13 protein-coding genes are annotated in these 15,204 nt (G+C 41.4%); 5 read left to right on the top strand and 8 right to left on the bottom strand.

Annotated features, from left to right (window positions below; translation table 11 throughout):
* Positions 1–1,035 (bottom strand): oligopeptide ABC transporter permease, encoded by a 1,035-nt coding sequence (opp3C, locus tag I585_RS17880; protein ID WP_010740627.1) that lies wholly within the window; start codon positions 1,033–1,035, stop codon positions 1–3.
* Positions 1,035–1,976, bottom strand: coding sequence for an oligopeptide ABC transporter permease (gene opp3b, locus I585_RS17875; RefSeq protein ID WP_010740628.1), 942 nt, complete (start codon positions 1,974–1,976; stop codon positions 1,035–1,037). Before opp3b ends, opp3C begins: the two co-directional genes overlap by 1 nt.
* 168 nt (positions 1,977–2,144) lie before the next feature.
* On the opposite strand from opp3b, the gene I585_RS17870 reads away from it, so the two are divergent.
* The gene (locus I585_RS17870; RefSeq protein ID WP_010740629.1) at positions 2,145–2,489 is read left to right on the top strand and encodes a DUF3899 domain-containing protein; all 345 of its coding nucleotides are present in this window, start codon (positions 2,145–2,147) and stop codon (positions 2,487–2,489) included.
* Between the two features lie 47 nt (positions 2,490–2,536).
* On the opposite strand, the gene I585_RS17865 is transcribed toward I585_RS17870, so the two are convergent.
* Positions 2,537–4,198 (bottom strand): peptide ABC transporter substrate-binding protein, encoded by a 1,662-nt coding sequence (locus tag I585_RS17865; protein ID WP_010740630.1) that lies wholly within the window; start codon positions 4,196–4,198, stop codon positions 2,537–2,539.
* Positions 4,199–4,802: 604 nt separating this feature from the next.
* On the opposite strand from I585_RS17865, the gene I585_RS17860 reads away from it, so the two are divergent.
* From I585_RS17860 to leuD, 4 genes are read left to right on the top strand one after another with little or no spacing between them, the layout of a single operon-like run.
* The gene (locus tag I585_RS17860) at positions 4,803–6,317 is read left to right on the top strand and encodes a 2-isopropylmalate synthase (protein WP_010740631.1); all 1,515 of its coding nucleotides are present in this window, start codon (positions 4,803–4,805) and stop codon (positions 6,315–6,317) included.
* A 58-nt stretch (positions 6,318–6,375) separates the two neighbouring features.
* Positions 6,376–7,425, top strand: coding sequence for a 3-isopropylmalate dehydrogenase (gene leuB / locus I585_RS17855; protein WP_010740632.1), 1,050 nt, complete (start codon positions 6,376–6,378; stop codon positions 7,423–7,425).
* Positions 7,426–7,428: 3 nt separating this feature from the next.
* Positions 7,429–8,802 carry a 3-isopropylmalate dehydratase large subunit gene (gene leuC / locus I585_RS17850; RefSeq protein ID WP_010740633.1) on the top strand — a complete coding sequence of 458 codons (1,374 nt, stop codon included), beginning with the start codon at positions 7,429–7,431 and terminating at the stop codon, positions 8,800–8,802.
* Positions 8,802–9,386: a 3-isopropylmalate dehydratase small subunit gene (gene leuD / locus I585_RS17845; protein ID WP_010740634.1), complete on the top strand. Its 585-nt coding sequence runs from the start codon at positions 8,802–8,804 to the stop codon at positions 9,384–9,386. Before leuC ends, leuD begins: the two co-directional genes overlap by 1 nt.
* A gap of 37 nt (positions 9,387–9,423) precedes the next feature.
* Here leuD and I585_RS17840 read toward each other — a convergent pair whose 3' ends face one another.
* The 5 genes from I585_RS17840 to I585_RS17825 all read right to left on the bottom strand — a co-directional run bounded on the left by I585_RS17840 (position 9,424) and on the right by I585_RS17825 (position 15,005).
* Positions 9,424–11,202, bottom strand: coding sequence for an ABC transporter ATP-binding protein (locus I585_RS17840; RefSeq protein WP_010740635.1), 1,779 nt, complete (start codon positions 11,200–11,202; stop codon positions 9,424–9,426).
* Positions 11,203–11,289: 87 nt separating this feature from the next.
* Positions 11,290–11,991 carry a MarR family winged helix-turn-helix transcriptional regulator gene (locus tag I585_RS17835; RefSeq protein ID WP_010740636.1) on the bottom strand — a complete coding sequence of 234 codons (702 nt, stop codon included), beginning with the start codon at positions 11,989–11,991 and terminating at the stop codon, positions 11,290–11,292.
* A 258-nt stretch (positions 11,992–12,249) separates the two neighbouring features.
* Positions 12,250–12,384 carry a FeoB-associated Cys-rich membrane protein gene (locus I585_RS23005; protein ID WP_010740637.1) on the bottom strand — a complete coding sequence of 45 codons (135 nt, stop codon included), beginning with the start codon at positions 12,382–12,384 and terminating at the stop codon, positions 12,250–12,252.
* Entirely contained in the window at positions 12,372–14,534 is a 2,163-nt protein-coding gene (gene feoB / locus I585_RS17830) for a ferrous iron transport protein B (RefSeq protein ID WP_010740638.1), read from the bottom strand. Before feoB ends, I585_RS23005 begins: the two co-directional genes overlap by 13 nt.
* Positions 14,535–15,005 carry a FeoA family protein gene (locus I585_RS17825; RefSeq protein WP_010740639.1) on the bottom strand — a complete coding sequence of 157 codons (471 nt, stop codon included), beginning with the start codon at positions 15,003–15,005 and terminating at the stop codon, positions 14,535–14,537.
* Between the last annotated feature and the right edge of the window lie 199 nt (positions 15,006–15,204).

Raw genomic sequence — 15,204 nt, 5'->3', positions numbered from 1 at the left:
TCACTCTTTCATTTTCGGATCGAATGCGTCACGTAGACCATCGGCTAACAGATTGAAACAGATCATAATCAGTGAGATCGTCACTGCAGGAATCCACAATAAGTATGGCAAATACAAGAATGTTTTGTATCCATCGTTCAATAAAGTACCTAGTGAAGCAGCCGGCGGTGTCAATCCAAGCCCGATGAAACTTAAGAAAGCCTCGAAGAAAATCGCCGTTGGGATACTGAACATCATTTGAATGATAATCACACTGGAAATATTGGGGATAATGTGTTTAAATGCGATTTTCCATTTCGATTCACCCAAAGTCATTCCTGCCAAAACATATTCTTGGTCTTTTAGTTTGAGGGTTTGGGCTCGGACGATCCGCGCCATCGGTATCCAGTTCGTGATAGCCATGGCCGCCACAATCGAGAAAATTCCTGGTTCAAAAACGACCAGCATCAAAATCATTACAACTAAGTTTGGAATACCAGAAAGAATTTCTAAGAAACGCTGCATCGCATTATCGACTTTGCCGCCTAACATTCCGGAAATCAAGCCATAAGCAACACCTAGAGTGATATCAAATAGTGCTGCGATAAAGGCGATCAATAATGAGATTCGCGTCCCCATAAACAAACGGCTTAACACATCACGCCCCAAACCATCTGTCCCTAACAAATAATTTACATTACCGGGAACATCAGCCTGCGCGTATTTATCTACTAGTTCACCGGCGACCATGGTTTTCCCGTTTAACCCATCAATGTTTAAACCAGGCACCCGCGGCGGTAAATTAATGTAATCGACATTTTGTTTACTTGGGTCTTGTGGTGAAATAAAAATTGTTACGATCGAAACTATAATGATCACTGCTAATAGGATCATTGAAATGACTGCCGCTTTATTTTTTTTCAAACGGCGCCATGAGTCTTGCAGGAAGTTCAGCGAAGGGGCCGCGATTTCCTCGCGTTCCTCTTCGGTATTTTTTTGTAAAGGTTGAAATTCATCAGCGGGAATATCAACGATTGAAGGATATTTCATTTCCATTAGCTTTTACTCCCTTCTGATAGACGAATCCGAGGATCAACCAGACCATATAATAAATCGACAACTAAAATGACGAAAACCAGCATGAACGAATAAAGAATCGTCACGGCCATAATCGTTGGATAATCATTAGTCATGATTGATTTAACGAACTGTTCTCCGATACCAGGAATCGCAAAAATATTTTCTACTACAAGCGAGCCGGTCATCAAAGCAACTGCTAATGGTCCAAGCAAGGTCATCAATGGGATCAAACTATTCCGCAACCCATGTTTAAATGCGATCTCCCAACGACTTAAGCCTTTCGCACGAGCCAGTTCGACATAGTCGCTATGCAGAACTTCCACCATCTCGGTTCGAATAAAACGAGCCGAGTCGGCTAGCGGCGACATGGCTAATGCCAGGGTCGGCAGGATCGTATACGCGAAACCTTCCCATTTTGCGATAGGCAAGATTTGCAATTTCATAGCGAAAATATATTGTAGTAGTACGGCGAAGACGAAGTTGGGAATAGAACGTCCTAAAATCGCAACTAATGTTGAAGCCGTATCTGCCCATGAATTTTGTTTCATGGCAGAAATGGTTCCTAATACGATCCCAACGAAGGTTCCGAAGATAATCGCTTGAACCCCTAATTGTAATGAAGGTCCAATTCGGCCAGCCAATAATGCAGCAACCGCTTGGTTTTTGAATTGGAAAGAAATTCCGAAGTTTCCTTGTACGAGGTTCGATAAGTAAATTCCATATTGAACGATCACTGGTTTATCTAAACCAACTTGTTTATTCAGCATCGCGATCGTTTCAGGACTTAATCGTTCTTGGTTGGTATATGGTGTACCAGGTAATAATTGCATCAAGAAGAAAGTGATCGTTGCAATCAACCATAGTGTTATCACCATGAAAAAGACACGCTTTAAAAAATATTTCAAATAACTGCCCATGAGGTGCCTCCTAATTCGCTTCAATGTATTCATTTTTATAAAAATGATTTCAGTGATTCGTTCTTAAATTTTGACTTCTACTTTTGTTATGGTTTAGAGTAGAAAGACATTGCGTTTGAATTTTTATCTGGATAGCTTTGTTAAGCTATTAATTATTGGAGTGTATGTATGAAAAATAAATTATTTCCCATTGGAATCGGTGGCGGCTTATTGGTGATCGTTGTGATCTACTCGATCATTCAAGGAACTGTCTCTCCACTGGCCTTATCAAACCGATTTTTCTTGACCGGATTACCTTTTCTTATTATCGGTATCCTGCTTTGGATTTTTTCTTCAGGCTTCTTCGATCACTTTCAGCATTCGATGCACCAAGCGTTTAGCAGAAAACAAAAGAAAAAATCAGAATTCCAGTCCCTTTCCCATGTTGGTCAAGGACGTTATTCTTTTTGGTTGATCATCGCAGCCATCTTAATCGGTGCTTCGATCATCTGTGCTTTGTTAACAATCATTTAAAAGGAAGTTGGAACGATAAACGTTCCAACTTCTTTTCATTTAGCAAACTATTTTTCTACGTAAGTCCATTTGTAATCCCAAGAAGCGCCGGCTGGATGGTGAACGATGCCTTTGACTTTCTTATTGACCAAATGAGCTTCAGATAGTTGATACAATGGTGCGACACCGGATTCTTTAGAAATAAGCTCGTTCGCTTTTTGTAAATCGTCCCAGCGTGCTTCTTCGTTACTTGCGTCTTTGTTACCAGAAGCATCCACTGCTTTGTCGTACTCTTCATTGCTCCAACGGCCACGGTTATAAGAGTTTCCTGTTACGAACAAGTCAGTGAAGCTAGATGGATCGGCATAGTCAGCTCCCCAACCGCCAAGTAGAACATCAAAGTCGCCCGCATTTGAACGATCCAAACGAACAGAGAATGGTACAGGTGTTGGTTTCACTTTGATACCCGGCAAGGTTTCTTCTAACGCACTTTGCATATATTCAATAACTTTCTTAGACGAGTCGGTATCGGAAGCCATCAATTCAAATGAAAGTGAATCGATTTTCAATTCTTTCTTAGCTTTATCCCAATACTCTTTCGCTTTTTTCTTATCATAAGGTGCTAAGTTGCCTGCTTCTTTAGCAAAATCTTCATCAGTCTTAGGATTTTTTGACATCCCTGATGGCACTAGACCAGTAGAAACCACTGAACCGTCACCTAGAACTTGATTGACTAATGATTTACGATTGATTGCATAAGAGATTGCTTTACGCAGGTTTTCATTTTTAAACGGTGAATCTTCTTTCCGCTGGTTGTATTCAAGATAGCTTGTACGCGCTTCTTTAAATGATTTGTATGCTGGATCATTGGCGTTTTGCTGCGCTAACTCACCAGATAGAATCACGTCATCCGCTTCGCCGTCTTTGAACAAGTTCAATGAAGTGGAAGATTCTTTTACTACATTGACTTTAACTTTGGATAATTTCACTTCGTCTTTATCCCAATAAGTATCATTTTTCTTATATTCCCACTCAGTATCTGTACCCGGACCATCAAAGCCTTCTAATGTGAACGGACCATTGTAAACTGACTTGTCACTCTTAGTCGCATATTCTTTTCCGTTTGCTTCCACGACTTTTTGATTTTGTGGGAAGAATGAAGGAAAGGCTAATAAGTAATCAAAATATGGTGTTGGTTTCGATAACTTGATTTCTAGTTCGTGATCATTAACGGCTTTGATCCCTAGTTCATCTGGTGCCTTTTTGCCAGCTGAAATATCAGCTGCATTTTCAACAGGTTCGAAAAGATATGCATATTCTGAGGCTGTTTCTGGTTTAACCGTACGCTGCCAACCAAAGACATAATCTTTTGCTGTTACTGGATCACCATTGGACCATTTTGCATCTTTACGTAATTTAACAGTATAGGTCTTGCCGTCATCACTGACTTTGACTTTTTCACTCGCGCCAGCTGGTTGAGGCTTATTATCTTTGTCTAGACGGTAGATACCTTCATAAACATTATTTAGTGCAGTAAAACTAATTGTGTCGGTCGCTACAGATAGGTCTGCAGTAGGCATTTCTTGTTGAACCACTAAATTAAAAGTGCCATTATCTTTTGCTTTCGTGCTTGAACTGCTCTCATCAGTTGAAGCACTGCTGCCGCCATAACACCCCGCCAAGGCGAGCCCGCAAACCGCGATGATACCATAAGCTAATTTGTTCCTCATATCTTTTTCCCCTTTTGATTCAATTTTCAGATTAATTACGAAGTTCTGAATATGTCGAGTAGTTTAATCATTTGTTTTTAATAAATCAACACATATGCTCTAATGAAATTTTTACTTTTATGAAAAAAACCTAAGAAAACTTGTAGATTCAACAATTAGACTAAAAAAAATTTTTTATTTTGATAAAAACGACGAAATATTTTGTTAGGCATACTTTTACTGACATATTCATGTTAGTTATTCCACTCCCCTTATATAGTAGGAAAAATTTGTGAAATCATAAATTTCAGCCTTTCATTTGGCACCTTTTTATAACGACTGAAATTTATTAAAAGAATTTCTCATCTTTTTTTCATAATGTCATTGACATTTCAGCCTTTTCTTTATACGATGATTACAACAATTTTTTAAAAATTCTGAAAATAAACGGGTGGTTGCCATGATGAAATCAAGCATATCTTTCAACGCAACTTTATTATTATAGCTGGGACTTTCTGAAAATTATTTCATGAAGTCCCTATTCGCATTGCATCGGAGAAGAAAATGGTTCTTTTCCGATGGGGTGCTTTTTTTATACCCGTTTTTAAACGAAGGAGGAGCAAAAATGAGAAGTATCCAGTTTTTTGACACCACATTAAGAGATGGTGAACAAACCCCAGGAGTAAATTTTAATACTAAAGAGAAGGTTCAAATTGCACTTCAATTAGAAAAATGGGGAATCGATGTCATCGAGGCCGGATTTCCAATTGCCTCCTCTGGTGATTTCGAAGCCGTTCAACAAATTGCTCGTCAAGTAAAGTCCATGACCGTTACAGGTTTGGCTCGCTGCCAGAAAAAAGATATCGATCGAGCGTATGAAGCATTAAAAGATGCCGTTGATCCGCAGATTCATGTTTTCTTAGCGACGAGTGATGTCCACATGCAATACAAGCTGAAAATGACAAGAGAAGAAGTCCTTTCTTCTATTAAAGAGCATGTTGGTTATGCTCGCAGTTTGTTTAAGAAAGTCCAATTCTCACCAGAGGATGCTTCGCGAACAGAAAAAGACTTCCTATTAGAAGCTGTACAAACGGCGATTGATGCAGGAGCAACAATTATTAATGTTCCTGACACCGTCGGCTATTCTAATCCAACTGAATACGGTGGAATTTTTAAATCGCTGATTGAAAACATTCGAAGTGAAGAAGAAATCAGCTTTTCTTCTCATTGCCATGATGACTTGGGAATGGCGACTGCAAACGCACTGGCAGCCATCGAAAACGGAGCAAATCGTGTAGAAGGAGCCGTAAATGGGATTGGGGAACGTGCAGGCAACACTGCTTTGGAAGAAGTTGCGTTGGCACTTGCGATCCGCAAAGACTTCTATCAATGCGAAGCAAATATTGTTTTAAATGAAACAAAACGAACCAGCGAACTGGTTTCTCGGCTCTCTGGAATTCCTGTTCCGAAAAATAAAGCGATCGTTGGTGACAATGCGTACGCCCATGAATCTGGGATTCACCAAGATGGAGTACTAAAAAATCCTGAGACTTACGAGATCATCACCCCTACCCTTGTAGGCGTCAATCAAAATTCTCTACCGCTAGGAAAACTATCGGGACGTCATGCCTTTAATGCAAAATTAGAAGAATTGGGCTACCAATTAAATGATGCCGACAGTAAAGAAGCCTTCAAACGTTTCAAAGCTTTAGCCGATAAGAAAAAACAAATTACTGACAAAGATTTGGTCGCTTTGCTTGCCGATCAATATAGAGAAGAAACCGAGACATATAAACTGGCAGACGTGCAAGTTCAATACAGTTCAAATGGGTATCAAGGAGCGATCGTTTCGATCGTGAATGAAGAGGACGAAACAAAAGTTGCGTCGCGAATCGGATCAGGCAGTATTCAGGCCATTTACAACGCGATCGATGAATTGTTCCAGCAAAATCCCGAATTAACCGAATATGAAATTCAGGCATTAACCGGCGGTGAAGATGCCCAGGCAGAAGTTCGAGTTACTTTATGGGATGAAAAAACAAAAAACGATTATCGCGGAATTGGTGTAGACTTTGACGTTTTACAAGCCTCAGCTAAAGCCTATGTCCAAGCAAGTAATCACTTAAAACAAAATGTATAACACAATAGCATGCGTAGCAATATCTAGTTAAACTTAAAAAGAAGATAGGAGTATGTAAATGAATAGTAAAATTGTTGTATTAGCCGGTGATGGCATTGGACCAGAGATTATGGATAGCGGATTGAAGGTATTGAGAGCTGTCGAAGATACCTGCGGCAAAACATTCAAACTTGAAAAATTTCCTTTCGGCGGTGCTGGAATCGACGAAGCTGGTGCCTCACTACCTGAAGAAACTTTAGCCGCCTGTCAAACCGCCGATGCGATCTTACTAGGAGCAATTGGCGGACCTAAGTGGGAAAAAATGCAGGATACACCAGAAAAAGGGTTGTTGGCTTTGCGGAAAACATTGAACCTATTTGCGAATATTCGACCCGTTTCCGTCTCCTCCGCTTTGCTGCATCTCTCCCCTTTAAAACCGGAGATTATTGAAGGAACAGATTTGATCATCGTTCGGGAACTGAGCAGCGGTATTTACTTTGGGGAGCCGCGAGAGCTAACAGAAACAATGGCTTTCGATACAGCTCGCTATCAAAAAGACGAGATCGAACGAATCATCCACTCTGCTTTCAAAATTGCTCAAGGACGCAGTAAAAAAGTCACTTCTGTAGATAAAGCGAATGTATTAGCTTCGAGTAAACTATGGCGAGCAACCGCAGAGGAAATCGCGAAGGAATATCCTGATTGTCAACTGGAGCATCAATACGTAGACTCTGCGGCAATGAAATTAATCCAAAATCCTAAAGCCTTTGACGTAATCGTCACAGAAAATCTTTTTGGCGATATCTTAAGTGATGAAGCTTCGGTACTGCCAGGATCGTTAGGGGTATTGCCGAGTGCTAGTCACAGTGATGGCGGACCATCTCTTTACGAGCCGATTCACGGCTCAGCACCAGATATTGCAGGTAAAGGAATCGCAAACCCGATCTCGATGATCTTGTCTGTGGCTATGATGCTGCGTCAATCATTCCAAGAAGAACAGGCCGCTCAAGCAATTGAAAAGGCCTGCGATGCAGTGCTGTCAAACGGATTATTTACCCATGACCTAGGTGGTCAAGCATCAACAGCAGAATTTACCGACGCTGTGATTCAAGAATTGAAAGGAGCATAAACGATGGGAAAAACACTATTTGATAAACTATGGAATCGCCATGTCGTCCACGGCGAAGAAGGTGCTCCACAATTACTTTACATCGATCTGCATTTGATCCATGAAGTTACTTCTCCGCAAGCTTTTGCGGGCATTCGTGAAGCTGGCCGAACATTGCGCCATCCAGAACGGACTTTTGCAACGATGGATCACAACACACCGACTGTTGATATTTTTAATTTCAGTGATCTAGTAGCAAAAAAACAAATCGACACCTTAAGAGATAATTGCCAAGAATTTAATGTCCGACTGTGTGACAACGGCAGTGATCGTCAAGGGATCGTTCATATGGTCGGACCAGAAACTGGTTTGACTCAGCCCGGCAAAACGATCGTCTGCGGCGATTCTCATACTGCGACACACGGTGCATTTGGTGCCTTGTCCTTTGGTATCGGCACTAGCGAAGTGGAACATGTTTTTGCCACTCAAACGCTTTGGCAAAATAAACCGAAAAATATGGGAATCAAAATTACCGGAAAACTGCCAAAAGGCGTTTATGCAAAAGACATTATTTTGGCATTGATCGCAAAATACGGCACGGATTTCGGCGTAGGTTACGGAGCAGAGTTTTATGGAGAAACTATCGAAAGTCTATCAATGGAAGAACGTATGACGATTTGTAATATGGCGATCGAAGGCGGCGCGAAAATCGGCCTGATCGCCCCTGACGACAAAACTTTTGATTATGTCGCAGGTCGCGAATACGCTCCGAAGAATATGGAGGCAGCCATCAAGGATTGGAAGGAACTATATACCGATGAGGATGCCGTGTACGATAAAGAACTAACATTGGAAGTTAGCGACTTGGTTCCATTTGTAACATGGGGCACCAACCCTGAGATGGGCGTTCCTTTCGATGGTGCATTCCCGGCAGCAACTTCCCCTGAACTGCAAAAGGCCTACGACTATATGGATCTAAAACCAGGGCAGACACCCGCAGATATCCCAGTCGGCTATGTATTTATCGGCTCATGTACAAACGGACGTCTTTCAGATTTGCAGGAAGCCGCCAAAATCGTGCAAGGCAAGAAAGTTCACGACAACGTCACAGCTATTGTAGTTCCCGGCTCACGCCCTGTTCGCAAGGCTGCAGAAAAAATTGGGCTCGATAAAGTGTTTAAAGAAGCTGGCTTTGAATGGCGCGAACCTGGCTGTTCCATGTGTCTCGGTATGAACCCTGACCGTGTCCCGGCAGGAGTTCATTGTGCTTCAACGTCTAATCGTAATTTTCAAGGGCGTCAAGGCAAGGATGCTCGTACACATCTTTGCAGCCCGGTAATGGCCGCCTTGGCCGCCGTTCATGGAAATTTCGTCGATAGCCGCAAGGAGGTCATCTAATGGAAAAATTTACGATCTATACAGGAAAATCCGTTCCTCTAATGAATGATAATATTGATACGGATCAAATCATTCCAAAAGGCTTTTTGAAGCAAGTAGATAAGGCCGGTTTTGGTAAACATCTTTTTGATGAGTGGCGTTTTTTAGAAGACGGCTCGCCTAACCCCGAGTTCATTTTAAACAAAGAGGAACGCAAAGACGCGACGATCTTGATCTCTGGTGAAAACTTTGGTTCCGGCTCTTCGCGCGAACACGCAGCCTGGGCCATTCAAGACTATGGATTTAAAGCAGTAATTGCCGGCAGTTACAGCGACATTTTTTATATGAACGCGCTAAAAAATGGACTGTTGCCGATTCGCCTAGATCAAGAGGTTCGGAAAATTTTGAGCCAGCTCCCTGCGGATCAGTCAATCACGATCGATTTGCCAAAACAGGAGATTCGAACCGAAGAGGCTAACTACGCCTTTCAAATTGATCCAACTTGGAAAGAGAAATTGGTCAACGGTTTGGATGATATCAGTATCACCATGCAATACGAAGATGAAATTACGGCCTACGAAAACAAAATGCCGAATTATTCATAAAAGAAATACCCTTCGAAAAATTTTCGAAGGGTATTTTTTAATTCACAACTTGTTCTTGTACATATTGTGCGTATAAAGGATGCGTAGCAATCAATTCGCTATGAGTTCCATGACCTGTTACTTCACCTTTTTCAATGAAGTAAATGTGATCGGCATCTACGATCGTTGATAGGCGGTGAGCAATAACTAAGGTTGTCCGTCCTTCCATCAATTGATCCAAAGCGCGTTGAACTTTTTCTTCAGATTGTGAGTCTAGACTGGCCGTCGCTTCATCCAGCATCAAGATTTTTGGATCTCGTAAGAAAGCTCGAGCGATAGCGATCCGTTGTTTTTGCCCGCCGGATAATTTCACTCCGCGTTCCCCTAGCTCTGTTTCCAATTGATCAGGAAAATCACGGACAAATTGATCGGCGTACGCTAATTCCAAACCGTGCCATAGCTCATCCTCAGTTAATGTCCGATCCAACCCGTATTGAAGGTTCTCACGAATACTTCCGGCAAAAACAGCACTGTCTTGTGAAACATACCCGATTTGCGAACGCCAATTGGTTAGGCTGAGATCATCAATCGCATCCTCACCAATTTTAACTATGCCCTCTGACGGTTGATAGAATCGTTCTAACAATGCAAAGATTGTAGATTTTCCGCCACCGCTTGGTCCAGCAAAAGCAATCACCGTATTCGGTTTAGCTTCAAACGAAACATTCTTCAAGATTGGGCGATCAGCCACATAATGGAAGGAAAGATTTTTCGCTTGAATCGTTTTGCCTGCAACATCAACCGTTTTCCCAGTTTCGATTGGTTCTAATTCTGTTTCCAAGATTTGCTCAATCCGTTCTGTCGCCCCCATCGCTTTTTGGACTTGCGAGAAGAACATCGCGAAGCTGGCTGCCGGCATCATAATATTAAATAGATACAATAGGAAAGCAACTAAATCCCCACTAGTTAATGTGCCCGCTTGAACACGAACGGCGCCGTAGCCCAAAATCCCTACGAATAAACCTAACATAACGGTCGTGATGATCGGTTGCAGCATCGCTTCAACCTTTGCATCTTTGATTCCTAAATTAAAGATCTTATTGATAAATGAACCACCGCTGGTTTTTTCAAAAGTCTCACCATTACTTGACTTGATCAAACGAATTTCTGATAACTTTTCACTAGCTTCTGCATTAAAGTCGGCCGTTGCTGCTTGCAGCTGACGTCCTAGACGCGACATAATCCGGCCGATCGGCATCATGATCAATGCCATGATCGGAACAGCCAAAAACATCATCGCTGCCATTCTCCAATCCATTACAAACAAAATGATCATTGATCCAACAAGTTGGATTGCACCAGTAATAAAGTTTGGAAATTGAGTGGCTACTAATTCTTTAATCACAGTCGTATCATTAACCAAACGCGAACTGCTTTCACCTGATTTATGGTCATCATAATAATCGACAGGCATTTGAAGCAAATGTCCCCATAATTTCTCCCGCAATGTTTTAACGGCACTTTCCCCGACAAAACGTAACAAGAAGCTGCCAATTGCACCAAATGCTAATTGTGCTACAAAAGCGAGTACTAAAACAATCAGCATTTTCTTATCGATTTGTGCTAATTTGCTGGTATCGATCAACCCTTTTGTTAATTGCGGTACGATCAAACTAGCACCACTTGTCAATAAACTCAAAAACAATCCAATCGCAAAAAGTGTTTTCTTAGGATTGACACTCATGATCAATCGAATGAAATCTTTCAATTTGTAGGTACTTTTCTTATTGTCGCCTTCACCTGTTTGTTCAGGCGCCATACTCATATCCCGATCCATAGTTGGTTCCTCCTAGTTCGTTGTAATGAAATTAAATTCTCCATTAATTATTTCACTACCCATTTCTTATGATTATTTCGATGGGTATTAAAAATCTTCCCATTCTTTGTCATCGTGGTCTTTGGTTTTTTCTGGTTCTTCAAAGCAATCACGATTGTCCCAAAAATTTGGACGGAAATCATGTTTGAAATTGCGAGAAAAATCTCTTGAAGCATTACGCATCTCACGTTTCATTTGATTGCGCATCCGATGCTGCTCTTCGCGAGAAAGATTTTGCCAGTCCTCTTGCCAGTTTCCAGCAAATTGATCACGCATCGCCTGCATTTGACGCAGACGCTCCATTGGATCAACAAAACGTCCTGCTTGTTTTTGGACTTCTTCTTGCCAACCTGCAGAAATCTTTTGCAGATACTCACTAAAGTTTTGCTGTTCTTCATCCGTTAGGCCTGCAAAAAAAGCTTCACTCATATCTTCGCCAGCAAAACTAAATTTCTGGGCTTTTTTCTTTCCCTTTTCGGTTAAATAGACCCGTTTGATTCGCTTATCCTGTTCTTCTTCTTTTCGTAAGACATCGCCGCTTTTTTCCATCTTCTTCATTAATTCAGCCAATGAACTTGGTCGAATGTCTAAAATTTCAGCTAACTGGCTTTGGATCAACCCGTCTTCTTTAGCTAAAATCGCTAAGACCCGCTGCTGACCATTTAATTTCTGTCTTTTATTCATAAAGGCATTGCTTGCTGAACTGATAAAACGTAATTGACGCATCAAGTCTTTGGTAAATTCACTCATTATAAAGATCTCCTAACTTTTAATATTGGACCAATAGTCGTTTCCATTTGATAAAGTTCGGTACCGAACCTTATTTCGTTTGTAATTATAGTTCGGTACCGAACTATTGTCAACAACTATGTTGCTCTTTTTTTTAAATATTTTTATAGAACCAGTTGTCTCAACTATTACGAACTGTTTCATCCATATCATTTTTCTAGTCTTACCAGTTGAAAAGGTCAAAAAAAAGACCCGGCGAAATTCGCCGAATCCTATGATTTAATGTTTGTGTTGTTCTTCTTTTACCGGACAACCGCTATCGCAATCTTCACAAGAACTGCCATTTTTGATCCGGCGATAAACAATCACTCCGGCACCGCCGAAAATCAAAACACTTAATATTATAGTTGCCATTCTTTCACCTCTTTGATCTCTTCAATCGTAACTGTCGGTGTTTGTTTAGCAGGTCTTCTAACGACAAAGTAAATCATCGCAATAAGTACAAGGGCCGCTAAAATAAATCCAATACCGATCTCACCATTCTCGAAAATCACATGGCCAAATTGATAAACAATGAAGCTTACCGCATACGCTAATCCGCATTGGTAGCCAATTGCACGCCAAGTCCATTTGATATCGCCCATTTCACGATGAATCGCGCCGATTGCCGCAAAACATGGTGCACACAGCAAGTTAAAGACTAAGAATGAATAACCAGCGATTGGTGTGTAAGCCGCTTGCAATGATTTCCAGATTTCAACACCATTTTCTGCGACTTCAGCATGACGATATAAGATACCAAAAGTGCCGATTACATTTTCTTTTGCTACTAAACCTGTAATGGCCGCAACTGCCCCGCGCCAATCGCCCCAGCCTAATGGTGCGAACAACGGAGCAATCAAACCGCCCAACGCTGCCAAAATACTGTCATTTTCGTTCACCGCTTGTAAGGTGAAGTTGTAGCTAGAAATAAACCAGATTACGATACTAGAAACAAAAATGATCGTTCCTGCACGCTTAACAAACGCCTTGCTATGGTCGTAAGTATAGCGGATCGTATTGCCGATTCGAGGCATATGATACAACGGAAGTTCCATGATAAAGGGTGCAGGATCTCCCGAAAATAGTTTTGTTTTCTTTAATGCAATCCCCGATAAGACGATGGCTCCCATTCCAATAAAGTAAGCAGACGGTGCTACCCAGCTGCTATTTGGGAAAAAGGCGCCGGCAATTAAAGCGATAATCGGCAATTTCGCCGAACAAGGCATAAAGGTCGTCAGCATCGCAGTCATCCGCCGATCTTTTTCATTCTCGATCGTCCGACTTGCCATAACGCCGGGCACCCCACACCCTGTCGCGATCAACATCGGAATAAATGATTTACCAGACAAGCCAAACTTACGGAAAATCCGATCCATAACGAAGGCGATTCGAGACATATAACCGCAGTCTTCCAATAGCGCCAAACACAGGAAAAGGACCATTAATTGCGGAAGGAAGCCTAAAACAGCCCCAACCCCGGCAATGATTCCATCTAAAATCAAGTTTTGCATCCACTCAGCCACATTCCAAGATTGCAGTGTCGTGCTGACAAAGTTAGGCACGATGTCCCCAAACAAATTCTCATTCACCCAATCGGTTCCCATCGCCCCGATTGTTTGGATAGCGATGTAATAAATCAGCCACATTACCAAAGCAAAGATCGGCAACGCTAAGAAACGATTCGTGACAATACGGTCAATTTTATCCGAGATCGATAATTTAAATTGATCCTCATCAACTACGCATAACGTTTTTAAATCCGTAATAAAATTATAACGTTCGTTGATAACTAAGCTTTCCGCATCTTCACCAAAGATTTTTTCTGTAATCTTGATGATTTCCTGCAGCTCTTTTTGTTGGATTGAACTTAAATCTAGATCACTTTGCGCACGTTCATCTCGTTCAAATAATTTCAAACTATACCAACGACTGTATTTAGCAACCGCGGTACTGCCAAGAACTTCTTCGATTTCACTAAGTGCGGCTTCTAATCGCTTATCATAATGAGGAAAATTGATTTCCTCCACACCTTTTTTAACTAGATGAAGGGCTTCATTAACTGCTTTATCCAAGCCCCAATTTTTTAACGCACTGATTCCAACGACCGGAACCCCCAAGGCATAAGACAATTTATCTAAATTAATTTGCTTGCCGCTTTTCTTGATGATATCCATCATATTTACAGCAACAACAACAGGAATTCCTGTCTCAATCAGCTGCGTCGTCAAATAAAGATTACGTTCAAGGTTTGTTCCATCGATAATATTGACGATGGCGTCCGGTGTACCTGATAGCAGATAGTCCCGCGCCACTACCTCTTCCGGTGAGTACGGTGAAAGAGAGTATATCCCAGGCAGATCATCGATGATTACTTCAGAATCCTTTTTGTAGACCCCTTCTTTACGCTCAACGGTCACCCCAGGCCAATTTCCAACAAATTGATTGGTTCCTGTTAGGACATTGAAGGTACTCGTTTTTCCACTGTTGGGATTTCCTGCTAAAGCAATATGGGTCTTCGCCATCTATTCCGCCTCCTTCGATACGACAACCATTTCTGATTCGCTTTTCCGTAAACTTAGTTCATAGCCGCGAACCCGAAGCTCTATTGGATCACCTAAAGGAGCCAGTTTAACGACCTTGACCTCAGTTCCCTTAGTTAGACCCATGTCCATAAGACGTCTTTTGATTGATCCGCTTCCGTGAACGTTCACGACGACTCCTTGTTCACCAGCTTTTAATTGATCCAATGAAATCCACGTCTGCTGATCTTCCGTTAGGTCTTTCACAAGTATTTTCTTTAATAAAGACTGGGATAAAGCCAGCCGTGTATTATGTAATAAAATAATTCCGTTATCCCCAGAATGATTCACGACGGCAACTTTTGAACCGACAATCATTCCCAAATCTTGCAGTCGATGCTTTAACTCATTTTCTAAAGTCATTTCGTCAATTTGAACGACATGGTTCAATGAGACATCTGCCAAAGTTGTCATATCTTTCTCCACCTTACTGTTCGACTTCTGTATCTAATTAATAATGAGAATCTTTCTCACTAAGAATAGCTTCATTTGATAGCAAAGTCAATAAATGGTCGAAGATTTTTGCCTTTTCCGAGCAATTTGTTTGACAATCACTGATTTATTTGTTTTAAATCCGGATTTTTCGTTATTAAAAAAACTTATTTTCCGAAAA

This window comes from Enterococcus malodoratus ATCC 43197, assembly GCF_000407185.1.
In the GTDB taxonomy this organism is placed as follows: domain Bacteria; phylum Bacillota; class Bacilli; order Lactobacillales; family Enterococcaceae; genus Enterococcus_A; species Enterococcus_A malodoratus.
This window is presented reverse-complemented; position numbering and strand designations above follow the sequence as displayed.